This window comes from Sphaerisporangium rhizosphaerae, assembly GCF_042665155.1.
Classification (GTDB): domain Bacteria; phylum Actinomycetota; class Actinomycetes; order Streptosporangiales; family Streptosporangiaceae; genus Sphaerisporangium; species Sphaerisporangium rhizosphaerae.
Window position 1 is genome coordinate 155,361 of record NZ_JBHTCG010000012.1, and the last position, 17,540, is coordinate 172,900.

The 17,540-nt window shown below is 75.0% G+C and carries 18 protein-coding genes; 10 read left to right on the forward strand and 8 right to left on the reverse strand.

What is annotated here, in order from left to right:
* The first annotated feature begins 128 nt into the window (after positions 1 to 128).
* Entirely contained in the window at positions 129 to 1,118 is a 990-nt protein-coding gene (locus tag ACFQSB_RS19910; protein WP_380828258.1) for a sulfotransferase family protein, read from the forward strand.
* A gap of 178 nt (positions 1,119 to 1,296) precedes the next feature.
* Here ACFQSB_RS19910 and ACFQSB_RS19915 read toward each other — a convergent pair whose 3' ends face one another.
* From ACFQSB_RS19915 to ACFQSB_RS19925, 3 genes are all read right to left on the reverse strand, one after another.
* On the reverse strand, positions 1,297 to 2,193 hold the full coding sequence (locus ACFQSB_RS19915) for a glycoside hydrolase family protein (RefSeq protein ID WP_380828367.1): 897 nt from the start codon (positions 2,191 to 2,193) through the stop codon (positions 1,297 to 1,299).
* Between the two features lie 165 nt (positions 2,194 to 2,358).
* Complete coding sequence (locus ACFQSB_RS19920; protein WP_354930151.1) at positions 2,359 to 3,075, reverse strand: VIT1/CCC1 transporter family protein; 717 nt, start codon at positions 3,073 to 3,075, stop codon at positions 2,359 to 2,361.
* 156 nt (positions 3,076 to 3,231) lie between these two features.
* Positions 3,232 to 4,572, reverse strand: a complete 1,341-nt coding sequence (locus ACFQSB_RS19925; protein ID WP_380828259.1) for an aminotransferase-like domain-containing protein — start codon at positions 4,570 to 4,572, stop codon at positions 3,232 to 3,234.
* Positions 4,573 to 4,699: 127 nt separating this feature from the next.
* Between ACFQSB_RS19925 and ACFQSB_RS19930 the strand changes: the two genes are divergently transcribed.
* A complete protein-coding gene (locus ACFQSB_RS19930) occupies positions 4,700 to 5,548 on the forward strand; it encodes an alpha/beta fold hydrolase (RefSeq protein WP_380828260.1) in 849 nt (282 codons plus the stop codon).
* 276 nt (positions 5,549 to 5,824) lie between these two features.
* Positions 5,825 to 6,205 (forward strand): DUF427 domain-containing protein, encoded by a 381-nt coding sequence (locus ACFQSB_RS19935; RefSeq protein ID WP_354852676.1) that lies wholly within the window; start codon positions 5,825 to 5,827, stop codon positions 6,203 to 6,205.
* Positions 6,206 to 6,257: 52 nt separating this feature from the next.
* Here the strand turns inward: ACFQSB_RS19935 and ACFQSB_RS19940 are convergent, their stop codons facing one another.
* The gene (locus tag ACFQSB_RS19940; RefSeq protein ID WP_380828261.1) at positions 6,258 to 7,430 is read right to left on the reverse strand and encodes an MFS transporter; all 1,173 of its coding nucleotides are present in this window, start codon (positions 7,428 to 7,430) and stop codon (positions 6,258 to 6,260) included.
* A gap of 192 nt (positions 7,431 to 7,622) precedes the next feature.
* On the opposite strand from ACFQSB_RS19940, the gene ACFQSB_RS19945 reads away from it, so the two are divergent.
* Both ACFQSB_RS19945 and ACFQSB_RS19950 read left to right on the forward strand, forming a co-directional pair.
* Positions 7,623 to 8,279 (forward strand): ArsR/SmtB family transcription factor, encoded by a 657-nt coding sequence (locus ACFQSB_RS19945; RefSeq protein WP_380828262.1) that lies wholly within the window; start codon positions 7,623 to 7,625, stop codon positions 8,277 to 8,279.
* A 5-nt stretch (positions 8,280 to 8,284) separates the two neighbouring features.
* On the forward strand, positions 8,285 to 9,034 hold the full coding sequence (locus ACFQSB_RS19950; RefSeq protein WP_380828265.1) for an SRPBCC family protein: 750 nt from the start codon (positions 8,285 to 8,287) through the stop codon (positions 9,032 to 9,034).
* A 181-nt stretch (positions 9,035 to 9,215) separates the two neighbouring features.
* Here ACFQSB_RS19950 and ACFQSB_RS19955 read toward each other — a convergent pair whose 3' ends face one another.
* Together ACFQSB_RS19955 and ACFQSB_RS19960 are read right to left on the reverse strand one after the other, a co-directional pair.
* Positions 9,216 to 9,956, reverse strand: a complete 741-nt coding sequence (locus ACFQSB_RS19955) for an SRPBCC family protein (RefSeq protein ID WP_380828267.1) — start codon at positions 9,954 to 9,956, stop codon at positions 9,216 to 9,218.
* Between the two features lie 240 nt (positions 9,957 to 10,196).
* Complete coding sequence (locus ACFQSB_RS19960; protein ID WP_380828268.1) at positions 10,197 to 11,354, reverse strand: carotenoid oxygenase family protein; 1,158 nt, start codon at positions 11,352 to 11,354, stop codon at positions 10,197 to 10,199.
* Between the two features lie 74 nt (positions 11,355 to 11,428).
* Between ACFQSB_RS19960 and ACFQSB_RS19965 the strand changes: the two genes are divergently transcribed.
* Positions 11,429 to 12,133, forward strand: coding sequence for a TetR/AcrR family transcriptional regulator (locus ACFQSB_RS19965; protein WP_354852664.1), 705 nt, complete (start codon positions 11,429 to 11,431; stop codon positions 12,131 to 12,133).
* Here ACFQSB_RS19965 and ACFQSB_RS19970 read toward each other — a convergent pair.
* Positions 12,091 to 13,536 (reverse strand): sensor histidine kinase, encoded by a 1,446-nt coding sequence (locus ACFQSB_RS19970; RefSeq protein WP_380828269.1) that lies wholly within the window; start codon positions 13,534 to 13,536, stop codon positions 12,091 to 12,093. The two genes, ACFQSB_RS19965 and ACFQSB_RS19970, sit on opposite strands and share 43 nt — an antisense overlap.
* A 274-nt stretch (positions 13,537 to 13,810) precedes the next feature.
* Between ACFQSB_RS19970 and ACFQSB_RS19975 the strand changes: the two genes are divergently transcribed.
* The gene (locus tag ACFQSB_RS19975) at positions 13,811 to 14,413 is read left to right on the forward strand and encodes an NADPH-dependent FMN reductase (RefSeq protein WP_380828270.1); all 603 of its coding nucleotides are present in this window, start codon (positions 13,811 to 13,813) and stop codon (positions 14,411 to 14,413) included.
* A gap of 128 nt (positions 14,414 to 14,541) precedes the next feature.
* A complete protein-coding gene (locus ACFQSB_RS19980; protein ID WP_380828271.1) occupies positions 14,542 to 15,027 on the forward strand; it encodes a CBS domain-containing protein in 486 nt (161 codons plus the stop codon).
* 12 nt (positions 15,028 to 15,039) lie between these two features.
* On the opposite strand, the gene ACFQSB_RS19985 is transcribed toward ACFQSB_RS19980, so the two are convergent.
* Positions 15,040 to 15,711 (reverse strand): helix-turn-helix domain-containing protein, encoded by a 672-nt coding sequence (locus ACFQSB_RS19985; RefSeq protein WP_380828272.1) that lies wholly within the window; start codon positions 15,709 to 15,711, stop codon positions 15,040 to 15,042.
* Positions 15,712 to 15,942: 231 nt separating this feature from the next.
* Here ACFQSB_RS19985 and ACFQSB_RS19990 point away from each other — a divergent pair, with 231 nt between their 5' ends.
* Positions 15,943 to 16,377, forward strand: coding sequence for a pyridoxamine 5'-phosphate oxidase family protein (locus ACFQSB_RS19990; protein ID WP_380828273.1), 435 nt, complete (start codon positions 15,943 to 15,945; stop codon positions 16,375 to 16,377).
* A gap of 279 nt (positions 16,378 to 16,656) precedes the next feature.
* Entirely contained in the window at positions 16,657 to 17,535 is an 879-nt protein-coding gene (locus ACFQSB_RS19995) for a universal stress protein (protein ID WP_380828275.1), read from the forward strand.
* Positions 17,536 to 17,540 lie beyond the last annotated feature (5 nt).

The following is a 17,540-nucleotide window of genomic DNA, read 5'->3' on the forward strand; positions in this document are numbered from 1 at the left end:
GCCAGGGAGATCGTCCGTCCCGCCGGGAGATCATCGGGCAGGGATCCGGCATGCGACGTTTAAATCCCTATTTCCTAGTAATTAAGGGGGTATGATGCTCGATGGTGTGATCTGACCAAGGAGATCGCGTGGCCCTACCGGACTTCCTGGTGATCGGAGCCCCCAAGTCGGGCACCACGGCTCTGCACGCCGCGCTCGCGCGGCATCCGGGGATCTTCATGTCCGCCGTCAAAGAGCCCAAGTTCTTCCTCACCGACGGGCCGCCGCCCGATCGGGGCGGGCCCGGAGACGCCCAGACCTTCAAAGAGCACGTCTGGCGCAGGGCGGACTACGAGGCGTTGTTCGACCCGGCCCCGCCGGGCGCGCTCAAGGGGGAGTCCACCCCCTTCTACCTGTACGACCGGCAGGCGCAGCGGCGCATCCACGCGCTGCTCCCCGAGGCCCGGCTGATCGTCGTGCTGCGCGATCCCGTCGAGCGCGCCCACTCCAACTGGACCCACCTGTGGTCGGCCGGACTGGAGCCGGTCGGCGACGTCGTGCGCGCCTGCGCCGAGGAGGAGCGCCGCATCGCCGCCGGATGGTCGGCGTTCTGGCACTACGTGGCGCTCGGCCGGTACGGCGAGCAGCTGGAGCACCTGTTCGGCCTGTTCCCGCGGGAGAACGTCCTGGTGTTCCGCTACCGCGACCTGGTGGACGAGCCGGCGGCGACCCTCGACCGCATCTGCCTGTTCCTCGGCGTCGAGCCGGGGCTGGTCGCCGAGGTGCCCCGCGCGAACGTGACCGCCCATCCCGATCCGACGCTGCGCCACCGGGCGCTGTCGCGGCTGATGCGCGCCGGCGCGACCCTGGGACGCCATCTGCCGGGCTCGCTGGCGGCCCGGCTTACCGAGCCGCTGGAGAAGACGCTGCAGGACAGCGGCCGTCCGCGCCGCCCGTTGAGCTGGGAGCAGCGCCAGGCGCTCATCCCGAGGTTCCGGGACGACATCGCGCTGCTGGAGGAGGTCACGGGGGAGGAGTTCGGCGACTGGCTGCGGCCCCGTGACCGCTCGGGCGGGCTGATGGGCGACCGGCCCCCCGGCCAGGGGCAGGCGCGCAACGGACGCCCGCGCGTGCACTGAGCCCGCGCCTCCGGCGGGAGCCCATCACCGGCCGGCGCGTGCACTGAGCCCGCGACCCCCCGCGGGACCCCGGCACCGGCCGGCGCGCGCGTCCTGTGACGCCGTGACCGGCCGCCGTGCGGGCCCCGCGGGCGGTGCGGGGCCGGGGCGGCCCCGCCGCGAGGTCGGTGCAATGAGGTCAGTGCAGCTCGGTGCGCAGCTCGTGCGAGCCGTCTTCCCTGGTGATCTCGTAGTACACGCGCCGCCGTCCGTCGGGCAGCGGCAGGATGTCCAGGTAGCGCAGCCCGCCGTAGGGGGACTCCGCGATGGGCTCGGTGCCTACCGGGGCCAGCGTGGAGTAGGCGCCGATGGCCAGCCCCGTGCGCTCCTCGTAGTTCTCCGCCGCGGTGGCCCGTCCGTCGTAGGTGGCCAGGACGGTGTCGCCGGCGTGCAGCACCGAGGTCACTCGGGCGCCCCGCGCGTCCCAGCAGCCCGGACGGCCGCTGAGCGCCGTGCCCTCCCAGGTCCACTCCAGGCCGTCGGCGCTGGTGGCGTAGTCGGTGACCATCTGGTCCTCCTCGCCCGGGTCCGACAGGGGATGGCAGGAGGCCCACAGGTGCCACTGGCCGTCGTGGTGGAGGATCACCGGGTCCTTGACCGCGGTCTTGGGGTCGCCGGGCAGCACGACCTTGCGCTGGGCGGCGTCGAACGCCGACGGCTCGGCGGCCTCCATCACCTCGACGCGCCAGTGCTTGGTGCCGTGGGTGGCGCAGCTGATGTAGAGCCGCCACCGGCCCTCGGGCGTGCGCACCAGCGCGGGACGCTCCAGGGACTCGGTGTCGGCCTCCTCGCGGGTGATGGTGTAGATCGGCTCGAACCGCTCGCCGTCCAGGGACCGCGCGACGCGGACCGCGTAGCCGCGTCCCTCGCCGATCGGCCGCCGGAGGCGGTAGGCGAGGTAGAAGACGCCATCGCTGTGGACGGAGCTCGGGGCCCCGACCCAGTGGCCGGGCTCATCCCCGGGAGGGGCGAGGACGAGGACCGAGCGGTCGGGCCGGAGAGCCGGCAGGGCGCTTCGCGGGTCGTTTTCGTTCATCGGCACGTCGAAACAATAGACGGGAATCGGGGGTGATGACGAAAGATTGGCCGGTCATAGGGGGTGCGAGTCACCCCAGAGTGCTCCCGGGGCCACCCCCGGAGTCCCCGCGATTCCGGCATGCGCCACCGTCCCGAGCGGCGACTGCCTGGTCACGGCCGCCGCTCAGGAGACCACCGTGCCGACGAGATGGCCGACGCCGAAGGTGACCGCGGCCGCCGCCGCGCCGAGCGCGAGCTGCCTGGCGCCGCCGAACAGCGGCGAGCGGCTGGTGAGCCGCGCGACCAGCGCTCCGGTGGCGAACAGCGCCACCGCGGTGAGCGCCACCGCCACGGCCACCGAGCCGACGCCGAACAGGAACGGCAGCAGCGGCACCAGCGCGCCGAGCGCGAAGGCCAGGAAGGAGGACCCGGCCGCCTTCCACGGCGAGGGAAGGTCGTCGGGGTCGACGCCGAGCTCCTCGCGGGCGTGCACCCGCCAGGCGACCTCGTCGTGCCGGTGCAGCTGGCGGGCCACCTCGCGGGCCAGGTCAGGGGAGAGTCCGCGGGACTCGTACAGCGCCGCGAGCTCGCGCTCCTCGGCTTCGGGGTTCCGGGCGATCTCCCGGCGCTCGACGTCGATCTCCGCGAGCGTCATCTCGGTCTGCGAACGAACGGAGGTGTACTCGCCGGTGGCCATGGAGAAGGCGCCGGAGACCAGGCCCGCGAGGCCGGCGATCGTGACGGTGTGCGCCCCGGCGCCGCCGCCCACGACCCCGGCGATGAGCGAGGCGTTGGACACCAGCCCGTCCATGACGCCGAACACCGCCGGCCGCAGCCAGCCGCCGGTCACGTCCCTGTGGCTGTGGTGCACCTCGGCGGCGTGGAGGGGAGCGGAGGACATCGCGTTCCTTTCGGGCGGTCTGCCCACCGGGTGGGCGCCGGGACCGCCGGCGCCCTGCACACGGACGCCTGCTCGAAGCCGCTGTCGTCCGTGGCCGATCGTTCACGCTAGCCAGCCGGGACGCCGGTGTCAAAGGACGGTAAAGCCCCCGGCGGCTCAGTCGGTGAGGGCGTCCTCGGGGGAGCTCCGCCCAAGGGCCGCCAGTTCCTCCAGGGCGCCTGCCAGCACCTCCGGCGGTGGTGAGGCCAGGCCGACGCGGACGGCGGCCGGCGCGCCGTGCGGCCCCGCGGCGAAGGACGCGGCCGGGGTGACCGCGATGCCCCGGCGCGCGGCGGCGGCGACGAAGGTCTCGGCGTGCCAGGGGCGCGGCAGCTCCCACCAGCAGTAGTAGCCGTGGGGGTCGGCGCGCACGGCGAACCCCGCGAGGGCGCTGGCGGCCAGGCGCTGGCGGGCCGCGGCGTCCTCGCGCTTGGCCCGCACGACGGCGTCGACGGTGCCGTCGGCGGTCCAGCGGGCGGCGGCCTCCAGCGCGAAACCCGTCGCCGTCCAGGCCCCCGACCGCAGGGCGGCGGCCATCGGCGCCGCCAGGCCGGCGGGGGTGACCGCGAAGCCGGCCGTCAGCCCCGGGGCCAGCCGCTTGGACAGGCTGTCGAGCAGGATCGTGCGCTCGGGGGCCAGCGCCGCGAGGGGCGGCTGGTCACCGGCGTGCAGGAACGCCCAGACGGCGTCCTCGATGGCGTGCAGCCCGAGGTCGCCGAGCGTCTCGGCCAGTTCCTGGCGCCGGTGGGCGGGCATGGTCGACGACAACGGGTTGTGCAGGGTCGGCTGGAGGTACACCGCGCGCAGCGGGGCGCCGCGGTGGGCGGCGGCCAGCGCCTCCGGGACCAGCCCCTTCTCGTCGCAGGCCAGCGGGACCAGGGTGACGCCGAGCCGGGCGGCGATCGTCTTGACCATCGGGTAGGTGAGGGCCTCGACGCCGAGCCGCGCCCCCGGCGGCACCAGCGCGGCGAGCGCCGCGGCGATCGCCTGCCGCCCGCCGGCGGCGAACAGCACGCGGGCGGGGTCGGGCCGCCAGCCGCCCCGGGCCAGCAACCCGGCGGCCGCGTCCCGGGCCGCGGCCGTCCCTTGTGCGGGCATCGGGCGCAGCGCCGAGCCGAGCACGTCCGGGCGCAGCATGCCGCCCAGGCTTCCGGCCAGCAGGGCCGGCTGCCCGGGCACCACGGGATAGTTGAGCTCCAGGTCCACGCGCGACCCGCCCGGCTCGACCAGGGCGCTGCCAGGGGAGCGGCCCGGGGCGCGCACGAACGTCCCGCGGCCCACCTCTCCGGCGACCAGGCCCCGCTTGGCGAGCTCCTGGTACACCCGGCCGGCGGTGGAGGCGGCGATGCCGCGCCGCCGCGCGAAGAGCCGCTGGGGCGGCAGCCGGTCGCCCGGGCGCAGCCGGCCGGCGGCGATGTCGGCGGCCACGGCGTCGGCGATCACCCGGTAGTCCTCCATCGGACCCCTATCGATACGAAGTCAACATTGCACCGAGGGCAATTTACCCTATTGCACCGATCGACGTGTCCCGCCTAGCATCGCGGCCAGGCCCGGACGTCACGGGCGCCGTGGAAGGGGAGCAGCGATGGGGATGACGGCCGAGGTCAACGGGATCACCGTCGCCTACGACGACGAGGGCGGCGGTGCGCCACTGGTGTTGGTCCACGGACACCCGTTCGACCGGTCGATGTGGGCGCCGCAGGTCGCCGGCCTCGCCGGCCCGGCATGGCGGGTCATCGTCCCCGACCTGCGCGGCTACGGCGACAGCACCGTCGTCCCCGGCATCACGCCGCTCGCGGTCTTCGCCCGGGACATCGCCGCCCTGCTGGACCACCTGGGGGTGGAGGAGGCCGTCATCGGCGGGCTGTCCATGGGCGGTCAGATCGTGCTGGAGTTCCACCGGCTGTTCCCCGGCCGCGTGCGCGGGCTCGTCCTGGCCGACACCTTCGCCCAGGGGGAGACCGAGGAGGGCAGGAGGACGCGCAACGCCATGGCCGACCGCCTCCTCGCCGAGGGCATGCGCCCCTACGCCGAGGAGGTGCTGCCCAAGATGGTGGCCCCCTCCACGATCGCGACGATGCCCGAGGTCGCCGCCCACGTGCTGCGGATGATGCGTGACGCGCCCGCCGAGGGCGCGGCCGCGGCGCTGCGCGGCCGGGCCGAGCGTCCCGACTACAGCGCCATGCTCGCCGCCGTCGCGGTGCCCGCGCTGGTCGTGGTGGGACGCCACGACGAGTTCACCCCGGTCGCCGACGCCGAGTTCATGCACCGCCGCATCCCGCGCTCGACGCTGGCGGTGATCGAGGGCGCCGCGCACATGCCGAACCTGGAGGCGCCCGCCGAGTTCGGCCGCGCGCTCGACGAGTTCCTGTCGACCTTCCCCGCGGCGACGCCTGGTCCGCCCGTCCGGCCCGGTCCCGTCGGCGGCTCCTGAGCCCGCCGTGCGACTCGGCGCCGGCGAATCCGGCGACTCCTGCGCGGATCCGGTGAATCCGGCGGTTCCGGCCGCTGCCGCCCGGCTCCGGCCCTGGCGGCGCCGGCACGGCGTACCGGCCCCGGCGGGGACGGCAGGTGGTACACGGTGGTCGGCCGGAGCGGTGAGAATGGGACCGACGACCGGAGACGGGGCCGGTCACCGCCCTTCGCGCCCGGCTTCCCCGAGCGGCCCGACGGCCGGTCGCCGGCACGGCTCAACGGAGAAGAGACGACCATGGCCGACAAGCCGGTGCTGACACCAGGCCCCGACCACCCCATCACCGTCGAGCGCACTCCCGGCCGCGTCGTGGTGTCGGCGGGCGGGCGCGTGCTGGCCGACACCCGTGACGCCCTGACCCTGCGCGAGGCGGACTACCCGCCGGTGCAGTACATCCCGCGCGAGGACGTCGACATGGGGCGGCTCGAGCGCACCGACCACGCCACCTACTGTCCCTACAAGGGCGACGCCTCCTACTACAGCCTCGCCGAAGGCGGTGAGAAGGGCGTCAACGCCATCTGGACCTACGAGACCCCCTACCCGGCCGTCGCCGAAATCGAGGGCCACCTCGCCTTCTATCCCGACCGTGTCGCCATCGAGGAGCACCCCGCCGGCTGACCGCCCCACCGCGTCCCGGCCCCGCCGGCGTGGCGCCCGGCGCGCGGGCCGCTCAGGCGGCGGCGCGGTCGGTGTTCTCGGCGGGCGGGCGCCGAGCCAGTGAGCCGGCGCCCAGGAGCACCGCGGCCATCGCCACGGTCACCAGGACGAAGGAGATCGGCAGGCTGGTGACGGACGCCACCCCGCCGATCATGCTCGGCGCGACGAAGCCCGAGCTGTAGCTGATCGTGGCGACCCCGGCGACGCCCTCGCTGGGCGTGCGCCCGGCGTTGCCGGCCGCCGCGAACACCAGCGGCACCACCACGGCCACCCCGAGCCCGATCAGCATGAACCCGGCGATGGCGGGCGGCGGGGTGCGCGCCGCCACGACCAGCACCCCGCCCGCCGTGGCGAGCAGCCCGCTGAGGCGCACAGAGACGACCGGGCCGACGCGGCGTACCACCAGGTCCCCGCCCAGTCGCCCCGCGGCCATGGTGAAGGCGAACCCGGTGTAGGCGAACGCCGCGACGCCGGGGGAGGTGCCGGTGACCTGCCGAAGGTAGACCGCGCACCAGTCCTGGGCCGCCGCCTCTCCGAAGACCGCGCAGAAGCCGACCGCCCCCAGCACGAGCAGGGGCCGGGACGGCAGCACGAACCGCGCCGGAGCGTCCTGACCCGCCGGGGCGCGCACGTCCAGCAGCCATGGCCCGGCCGCCGCGCCCACGACCAGCAGCACCGCGGCCATCGCGGCGAGGTGGACGCGGGCGTCCACTCCGGCGTGCGCCGCCGCCACCCCCACCGCGCCGCCCGCGAGCCCGCCGACGCTCCACATCCCGTGCAGGCCGGGCATGATCGAACGGCCCAGCCGCTGCTCGACCTCGATGCCCTGCGCGTTCATCACCACGTCGCACATGCCCGCGACCGCGCCGTACACCAGCAGGGTGACCCACAGCACGGCCAGACCCGGCGCGAGCGCCGGCAGGGCGAGCATGACGCACCACAGGGCGATCAGCAGGCGGGTGGCGGGCCGGACCCCGACGCGGTGGGCGAACCGCCCCACCATGGGCATCGTGACCAGCGAGCCGACGGCCGGGGCGAGCAGGGCGAGCCCGAGCTCTCCGGGACCGGCGCCCAGATGCTCCTGCAGCCAGGGGATGCGGGTGGCGAAAGAGCCGGACACCGCGCCGTGCACCGCGAAGGTCACGGCGATGGCCACGCGGGCGCGCCTGACGATGCCCCGGTCCACGGCAAGAACCTAGCAGAGCCCCCCGCGCCGGCCGGCGCGAGGTGATCATGGCGTCGCGGGCTCGTCCCGGCGGGCCTTCGCGGCGGGGGCGGGACTACGCTTCTGGGGACGGTCCCATGGGGACGGCACGCCGCTCCGGGACGGGGCGGGGCCGCCTTGACGGGCGAATCTGGTCGCTGGGAGTGTTGCGGCATGTTGGATGTGGCGGTCATCGAGGATCCGGCGGCGGCCGAGGTCTCGCTCGATCCGGTGCGGGCCCGTCTGCTGGCCGAGCTGGCCGTCCCCGGGTCGGCCACCATGCTGGCGGCCAAGGTCGGCCTGCCGCGGCAGAAGGTGAACTACCACCTCAAGACCCTTGAGCGGTACGGGCTGGTCGAGCTGGTGGAGGAGCGGCGCAAGGGCAACGTGACCGAGCGCGTGATGCGCGCCACCGCCGCCTCCTACGTCATCTCGCCGGTCGCGCTCGCCCCGGTGCAGCCCGATCCCTCCCGCGCGCCCGATCAGTTGTCGGCGCGGTGGCTGCTGGCGGTGGCCTCCCGGCTGGTGCGCGACGTCGGGCAGCTGATCACCGGGGCGGCCAAGGCGCGCCAGAAGGTCGCCACCTTCGCCATCGACGGCGAGATCCGCTTCGCCTCGGCCGCCGACCGCGCCGCGTTCGCCCGCGAGCTGGCCGAGGCGGTCACCACGCTGGTGGGCAAGTACCACGACGAGGGGGCCGCGGGCGGGCGCGACCACCGGGTCATCGTGGCCGTCCACCCGAGCATCACCCGTGACCCCGGCGAGACAGGCGACCCCGGCGAGACCGGCGCCACCCCGACCGCGACCAAGGACGCGACCAAGGAGCAGTGAGCGGCATGCGGCACGAATTCGAGGTGCGCGAGGAGATCGCGCTCGACGCGACGCCCGAGGAGGTCTGGGAGGCCATCGCCACCGGGCCGGGCATCGACTCCTGGTTCATGGGGCGCAACGAGGTCGAGCCGGGCGTGGGCAACACCGTGCGCCACAGCCTGATGGGGCACACCACGAACGCCACGGTCACCGCGTGGGAGCCCGGCAAGCGGTTCACCTACCAGAGCGAGCAGAACCCCGACGGCACGTTCATGGCCTTCGACTACCTCATCGAGGGCCGCGAGCGGGGCAGCACCGTGCTGCGGCTGGTGCACAGCGGCTTCCTCGGCGACGACTGGGAGGCCCAGTACGACGCGCTGAAGAAGGGCGACGGCATGTACATGCGCAAGCTCGCCGCCTACCTCAAGCACTTCCCCGGGCGCACCTCGACCTTCGCCCTGCTGGTCCCCGGCCCCCAGGTGCCCGGGCACGAGCAGGTGTGGACGGCGTTCAAGAGCGCGCTGGGCGTGGCGGGCGAGATCACCCCCGGCACGCCGGTGCGCCTGACGGTGCCGGGGCTGCCGCCCGCGGACGGCGTGGTCGAGAGCACCGAGTACCCGAGCATCCCCAGCGTCTGCACCGGCGACGCGCTGTACACGTTCATGCACGGCTACCGCGACACGGTCGTGGTGGAGCAGCACGGCTTCACCGAGGGCGCCGACGTCGAGGCGACCGAGCAGGCGTGGAAGTCCTGGCTGGCCCAGGCGTTCGCCTGAGCGCCCGCCGTCGGCCGGCCTCGCACCCCGTCTGGGGGACGGCCGGCGCCGGGGCGTGGAGTCCGCCGGACGGGACGTGGCGGTCACGTCCCGCCCGGCGGCCGGGCTCCGCCCCGCCCGGCCGCGTCGCGCGCCGGGCGGCCCTCGCCTGCCGGCGGAGCCCAGGCGTTCGGGCCGGCGTTCAGGCCAGCTTGCCGAGCCAGGCCTGCCAGGCGTGCTCGCTCTCTTCGGCGTCCGCCGGCGCGAACAGGTGGTGGCCGATGACGAGCGTGTCGTGCATGCCGAGGATGAAGCGGTAGAGCGCGTCGCCGGTGCGCACGCCGAGGAAGCCCGGGGCGACGTAGTCGGCGACCCCTTCGACCGGCGGCAGCCCCTCGGGGGTCAGCCGCACGCGGTCGCCCGCGGAGACCGGGCCGGCCAGCCCGAGGCCGCGCTCGAGGACCTCCCACGCGGGCTCGGCGCCGCCCGCGGACGGGCGCGCCCCGAAGACGACCGTGGCCGTGCGGCCGGGGAAGTGGGCGAGGTACTGGCCGAGGCTGTGCAGGTACAGGTCCCAGCCGCGCCGGAGGGCGTCGTACTCGCCCTCCCAGTCGTCGCCGAGGACGCCGCTCTGCACCAGGCGCAGGACGGTGGTGCCCTGCCCGCGCCCCTCGATGAGGTACTCGAAGGCCATGAAGAGCCCTTCGGGGCTCTCGGGGCTGCGGAAGGCGAAGCGCCGGGCCGGCTCCCACGCGGTGACGGTGGCCTCGGAGGGCGGGAAGTCGCCGAAGTACTGCCGGGCGGACCCGCCGACACGCGGCTCGATCTCGTTGCGTCCCATGAACCAGGAGTCGGCGCCGGGGCCGGTGGCGATCGCCTCCCACACCTGCTCGGGGGTCGCCTGCAGCGTCACCTGCTTGCGCAGCTCGAACTCGTGCGGCATCGGGAGCTCCTCGTCCTCGGCGCCCACGGGCGCGCCGTCTGGTATGTCGGTGAGCGAGCGGGTCGTCAGGCGATGGCGGCCGCTCGGAGCATCACGATGCCACCGAAAGATTAATTTGTCAATACGACTTCAGTTGTCGGTGACGGCCGCTCGCCGCGTGGCCGCTGGAACGCCGCGGAGGGCCTTGCCGAGTGGGTGAACCCACGGCCTGGTGCCGCGCGCGCCGTCCGCCGTGGCCGGTCAGCGCCCTTCGCCGGCCCAGGCGATGTGGCCGGCGTCGGGCGGGGCGTCCGGCAGGTGGACCACCGCCTGAGGAGGGCCGGTCAGGTTGTGGGCGTCGAGCACCAGCAGCTCGCCGCGCCGGCGGGCCAGGTCGCGGGCGAGCACCATGACCCAGCCGTCCCCTTCCAAAGCGCCGGGCCGCGGCACGAAGACCGGACGCCCGGCGCGCCGGCCCGGGCCGAGCTCGCGCACCTGGGTGACGCCGGCCGCCAGGTCCAGCCCGATGACCGCCTGCCCGCCCGCCGCGCGGGCGAACACCAACTGGTGCCGCAGCCCGGCGCGCCGGGGGTCGGCCGACGCCTCCGCCGCCGAGGCGATCAACGTGCGCCCCGAGGCCGTGCCGGTGGCGAGGTCCAGCGTCCAGCGGTGCACCGACGCGGGCCCGGCGTCGCGGTCGCGGTCCCACCAGGGGGTGTCGAAGGCGCGCTCGTGACGGACGACGTCCACCACCACTCCCCGCCCTCGGTCGTCGTAGGCGTTCACGGCCTCGAACACGTAGCAGGGGTCGATCGGGAACCAGATCGGCCCGGAGGGGTCCCAGGCGTCCCGCCGCAGCAGGCCGATGCGGGCGGGGCGGCCCGGCCGCCAGCGGTAGGGCGAGCCGGAGCCCATCATCGCGGCGGCGCGGTGGTGGGTGACCGGAAGGTCGAACACCACGACGAACCGCTCGGTGACCGCCACGGCGTGCACGAGCGGCGCGCCGGGGAGCGCGAACGGCCGCACGTCGCGCACGCCGCCCTCCGGCCCGAGGACCAGATGCTCGGCGATGTCGGACCCGGGGCGCACGGCCACGGTGTGCCACGCGATGCCGGTGTGGTCGCGGACCGGGGCGGCGACCTGCGTCCCCGGGGCGGCGGCCCCCGCGCCGGGGACGGCGGTACCGGCCCCAGGGGCGGGGGAGGGGAGGGTCAGCCGGTGGGCGGCGCCGCCGGACAGTCGCACGCCGTACACCAGCGGCGACCGGGAGGCGGGGACGGCGCCGCCCGCCGGGTGGGCGGAGGTGCACACCAGGGCGCCCTCCAGGCCGGAGGGAAGGGCCCCGTCGACGGTCAGCGACGCGTCGTGCGGCCCGCGACCGGACGCCGCGACGGCGGCGCTGTGCTCGGCGACGGTCATATCGGAACCTCCGGGAAGACGGCTGGCATAACAGCGTTATGAAAAAAATAACGCTGTTATGCCATACTGTCAAGATGAGTCCACGCCGAACCGACCCCCAGACGCGCACCGCCCTTGTCGACATCGCCGCCGGCCTGCTCGCCGGCGAGGGCCCCCAAGCGCTGTCGGCCCGCCGCGTCGCCGCGGAGGCGGGCAGCTCGACGATGACCGTCTACACCAACTTCGGCGGCATGAGCGGCCTGGTCCGCGAGATGGTGCTCGAGGGGTTCGCCCGGCTGGAGGCCTATTTCTCGCACGTCAAGGCCACCGACGACCCCGTGGCGGACATGGCGCTGCTCGGCCGCGCCTACCGGCGCAACGCCGTGACCAACCCCCACCTGTACGCCGTCATGTTCGGCGGCGCGCGTCCGGCCGGGTTCTCGCTCACCGACGAGGACCGCCAGCACGGCCGCTACACCCTGGGCACGGTGGTCGGCTGCGCCACCCGGTGCATCGAGGCCGGCCGCTTCCGCGCCGGCGACGCCGAGCTGGCGGCCCATCTGCTGTGGACCGCCGTCCATGGGCTGGTCACGCTGGAGCTGGGCGAGTACCTCATCGATCCCTGCAACGCGGACGTGGTGTTCGAGGCCCAGCTCACCGGCCTGATGGTCGGCGCCGGCGACGACCTGGCGGCGGCCGAGCGCTCCGTCCGCGCCTCGCTCGCCCGCCTGCCCGGCGAGCTCGGCGGCGTGACCCCCTACCCGGCCGGCGGCGACCCCTCCGCGAGCGGGCCGGCCTGATCCTGCGTGCCGGTCACCGGGGCGGGCGTCGGCGGCGGGCGCTCCTCGCCCGGCGAGGGCGCCCGGGGCAGGCACAGGACGAACCGCGCGCCGCGCGCGCTGTCCTCGATGGTCAGCGTGCCCCCGGCCATCTCGGCGATCTGCCGGGCGATGGGAAGCCCGAGACCGGTGCCGCCGGTGTCCCTGCTGCGCGCGGCGTCCAGGCGGGTGAAGCGCTGGAAGACCACTTCGCGCTTGTCGGGCGCGATGCCGCCCCCGTCGTCCAGCACCTCCAGCACCGCGGCGCCGAAGGCGTGGCCGGGGCCGCCGGGCCTGGGGCCCCGGTGCACCTTCACCGTGACCGTGGTCTCGGCGTGCCGCACGGCGTTGTCCACCAGGTTGGTCACCAGCCGGGCGAGCCGCACCCGGTCGGCCACCACCTCCGCTCCCTCGCCCAGCACCAGCTCCAGCCGCTTGGGCATGTGCCGGCTCCCCATCTCGCTCATCACCAGCTCCGCCAGGTCGACCCGGTCGCTGGCGCCGGGGGTGCCGGCGTCCAGGCGGGCCAGCGTCAGCAGGTCGCTCACGATCGCCTGGAGCCGGTCGAGCCCGCTGAGGACGGCCCGGCTGGTCGCCTGCCAGTCGTGGTCATCGGTGTCCATCAGGGCGTCCTCGACCTCGGCGCGTATGGCGGCGATCGGCGTGCGCAGGTCGTGGGAGGCGTCGGAGGCCAGGCGGCGCTGCTGCTCCATCGCCGACTGCAGCCGCCCCAGCGTGAGGTTGACGCTCTCGGCCAGGTCGCGCAGCTCGTCCTCACTGTCCGGGGTCGGCACCCGCCGTCCCGGGCAGTCGGCGTTGATCTCGTCCAGCTCCGTCCGGATGGCCTCCACCGAGGACAGCGACGCCGACACCGCGCGGTGGGTGCCGTAGGCGATCCCCGCGGTCAGCAGCAGCGCGCCCCCGATCACGGAGGCGGCCACCAGCGGATGGGTCAGCGGAGGGACCACCGGGGCGGCGGTGTAGATCGTCCAGACGCGCCCCGCGAGGAACACCTGCTCCCCGACCACGATTGAGCACTCATCGCGGGCGAAGGCCGGGCCGTCGCACACGGTCGAGGTGATCCCGCTCCGGCCGTCCCGCAGGTGCAGGTCCGCCATCGGCGGCTTGCCCTCCATCTCCTTGGACGCCGCCACCACCTTGCCCATCGGGTCGATCACCTGGATGTCGTAGATGAGGCCGTGCGGGATCGGGTCCAGGATGTTGCCGCGGTCCACCTCGGCGCCCACCCGCCCCGCCGTGCCCATGATCTCCTTGGTCAGGTAGGCCGTGGTGGTCATGTGCACGGCGACCAGGATCACGGCGGCCAGCAGGGCGCACAGCACCGCCGCCACCACGCCGGCGTACAGCGTCAGACGGCGTTTCACCGGCCATCGGTGCCCCGGACCCATGCCAAATCCCCCTATAGGCAGTCGACCACATGCCGTAGGGAATCTTGTCGCGGGGGTCGTGGTGCGGCCGCCGCCTTTCCGGGCCCGCCGGAGATCGGAAAAGGACTCGAAGACCCCCGCCGATGTTCGTCCCGCGATTCCTGGGGCAGCGGCATCCGGTGGACAGCGGGGGGCGGTCCAGGGCCGGTGGCCATGCCTGCGGCCCGCCCTCCCTCGGAGCGTCGCGGGGACGCGGCAGAGATGGGAGAGCATGAGAATCGTCGGCATCGCGGGAAGCGTCCTGTCCAACGCCTACGTCAGCAGGTTGCTGGAGGCGGCGGGCCGGGAGCTCCCCGCTCGGGCGGAGCTCGCGGTGTGGGACGGCCTGGAGCGGGTGCCGCCGGTCGAGGAAGGCCCGCTGCCGTCCCCGCTCTCGCGCCTGTGCGACCGGCTCGCCCGGGCGGACGGCTTACTGATCACCGCCCCCGCGCACAGCGTCCTGCCCCCACAGCTGACGCACGCGCTCGACTGGATCGCCTCCCAGCACGGCGGCACGGTCCTGTTGGGCAAGCCGGCCCTGGTGGTGACCTCCTGCCTGCGCCACCACGAGGCGATGTGGACCCAGACCCGGTTGCAGCGGGCCCTCGCCGCCGCGGGCGCGCACGTCCAGGGCGCCGACCTCGCCATCTCTCCCGCCTTCGGGCACTTCGACGCCGAAGGCCGCGTCACCGACGCGGCCGTCCGCGCCCGGCTCCGCTCGGCCCTGGACCACCTGCGCCCGCCCTCGGCCGCGAGTTCCGCCGCGCCGATCCCCGCTCCGCGGACCCCGCGTGCCGCTCAGCCCGGCGGCGCGCGAGCCGTCGTGCGGGGGTGAGGACGGCCGGGAGCCGGAGGTCCCGGCAGGGCGGGACGTTCGGCCCCTGCGCCCGCCCGGCGCCGCGTTGTTCGATGAGGTGACGGGCGAGCCGTCACGGCCCCGCCGCACTCGCCCAAGGAGGCGCCATGGACATCGCGAGCATGACCGCGGCGGACGTGATGAGCCGGGTCGTCGTCACGGTGAGGCCCGATGAGTCGCCCCTGATGGCCTGGGAGCTGATGAGGCGCGGAGGCGTCCACCACCTGCCCGTGGTGGACGCCCGCTCCCACGTGCTCGGCGTCCTCAGGCGCGAGGACATCGCCTCCCACTGGTCGGGCGGTCCGGCCGAGCAGTCCAGCGAGCAGGTGCGGCAGCTTCTGGGCGGCAGGCGCTGCCCCCACGTGGCCCCCGGGACGGGGCTCGCGAGCGTCGCCGCGACGATGGTGGACTCCTGCGTCGACGTCGTGCCCGTCGTGGGCGCCGACGGCACCCTGGAGGGGCTGGTCACCTCCACCGACGTGCTGCAGGCGGTCGCCGGGCGGCCGGCGCGCGCGGCCGGGCCGACCGAGGTGGTCACGGGCCTGTTCCGCCTGGAGCCGGTGCTGCCGCCCAGGCGTCCTCCCGGCGGATGAGCGCGGCGGCGGTCAGATGCCCTCGATGCGGCGGCCGGAGACCTCCTGCGCGATGATGCGGATGCACTGGTCGCGCTCACCGCCCGCCCATGGCCGCACGTCGAGGACGGCGGCCTGCGGTGGCGTCTCATCGGGGGCCAGGTGCTGCGCCGGGCCCTGCACCAGCACGCTCCAGCCGCGGCGCTCGGCCTCGTCGATGCGGTCCACCTCGAAGCCGGCCCTGACGGCGACGCCCGCGACGCCGCCGCGCAGGTCCCGGTCCATCGGCCCGCCCGCCCGCGTGCGGAAGACGATCGCCCCGCCGTGGAAGACGTAGTTGACCGGGAAGACGGCCGGGCCGGTGGACCCCGCGTACGCGACGCGCCCGACGCCGCCCGGCGCGATCAGGCGCAGGCACTCGTCGCGGCCGAGCGGGCGAAGGACGGGCCGCCCGGCGGGCCCGCCCTGACCGGGCGGCCGGTCGGCGTTCCCGCCCAGCAGTTCCAGGGCCGTGGTCTCCAGAGCCGCGGCCAGCCGAAGCAGCACGCCCTCGTCGAGGGGGGAGGGATAGGTCTCCAGATACTGCACGTAGCCGGGCACCACCCCGGCGCGTTCGGCGACCTGGCGGCGCGTCAGGCCGAGCCTGCGCCGGTGGTAGGCGAGGCGGCGTCCAAGGTCGCCGGGTGAGGCCGTTCCGTAGGACATCGGCACCCCCTTGTGCGCGCGAGCGCGCCTGCCATCTCCGACGCTACTCCTGGCGTCCGAGGCGGTGGCAGGGGAACCGGGGAACCGGCCGTCCCGGGAGGGCCGGTCCGTGAGGAAGGCGGGACCGAAGGGACGTGGGTCCCGCGTGGAAGGGTACTTCGTCCCTGTGGCCACCCGCCGCGGCGGCGCGACCATGGAGCAATGACACCGGCCCCGAAGTTGGAGACTCAGATGAACGACCGCGTCGCCCCTCCGTCGCTGGAAGAGCTCGATCTCGCGGAATGCCTGCGGCTCATCGCGCCCGGAGGCATCGGCCGGGTGGGTTTCACGGCCGCCACCGGTCCGGTGATCCTGCCGGTGACCTACACCATGTACGAGAAGTCGGTGCTGTTCCGCACGGCCTTCGGCGGCCCGCTCGACGAGGACCTGAACACCGGGGTGGCGGGCGTCGAGCTGAAGGTCGCCTTCGAGGTCGACGACTTCGACGCCGACGACCGCGTGGGCTGGAGTGTGCTGATCCAGGGCGCGGCCCATCGGGTGTCCGCCGAGGACGAGCTCGCCGCCGTGCGGGCCTCCGGCGTGGAGCCGTGGGCGGGTGGTGAGCGGCGGCTGTACGTCCGCGTCAACCCGGTCCAGATCACCGGCCGCCGCATCACCAGGTCCTAGCCCCCGGACGCCGTCCGCCCGCGCGGCACCGGCGTCCACCTCCGCGACCGCCGCGGTAGGGCGCCCCGCCGGTTCCCGCGCCGCGGGCGGCGGAGCGCACACGTGGCCACGGGTCTCCTCGCCCTAGATGAAAGGACTTTTTGCCCCTGATGCCGTGAACGGCGGGGTTCGCCCCGCTCCGAACCGTCTTGGGGCGTATGTGCGGAAGGGACCTTGGGCTCTGTTCCCCCCGGCGCGCCGGCCGATGGAATGGAACGGTGCAAAAAGGCGGGGGGCGTCATGATCGTGGTGGGAGTCGACGGGTCCCCGGCCGGTTTCGAAGCCGCGCGCTGGGCCGCCGGGGAGGCGGCGCTGCGCGGCGCCGGGCTGCTGGTGGCGCACGCGATGCCGGCGTGGGCCGCCGAGGCCGGGACCGGGCCCTACGCCGAGGTGGCGCGATGGATGCGCGACGGCGCCGACGCGATCTTGCGCGAGGCGCTGGATCAGGCACGCCGGGTCGCCCCCGGCGCGGAGATGAGCCACGCGCGTCTGCCCGGCGACCCCCGTGCGGCTCTCATCGAGGCCGCGGGCGCCGCCGAGCTGCTCGTGGTCGGCAACCACGGCCTCGGCGGCCTGCGCGGACTGCTGCTCGGGTCGGTCGCGCTCGGCGTCGCCGGGCGCGCGCCGTGCCCGGTGGCCGTCGTGCGGCCCGTGCCGCAGGGCGCGCGGCCGCAGATCGTCACCGGCGTCGACGGCCCCGGCTCCGGCGAGGAGGCGCTGCGGTTCGCGTTCGCCGAGGCGGCCCTGCGTCAGATCGAACTCGTCGTCGTGCACCTCGGGAACGGCCCCGGCGGAGGCGGTCAGGGGTCGCCGCCCGCCGCCTGCCACCGGTGGAGGGAGCTGCACCCCGAGGTGAAGGTGAGCGAGCCCGTCGTGAGCGGGGAGGCGGTGGACGTGCTGGCCGAGGCGTCCGCGCGGGCCGAGTTGCTGGTCGTCGGCTCGCGCGGGCGCGGCGTCCTCACCGGGCTGGTGCTCGGCTCGGTGAGCCACGCCCTCCTGCACCAGGCGCTCTGCCCCGTCGTCGTCCTGCCCCCGCCCACGGGGCCGGCACCGCCCTGCGAACCCGCCGCCGGTGACCGGGCGCCGGGCCGCCGGCGGGGCGCTGGACCCGCGCCCTGAGCCGG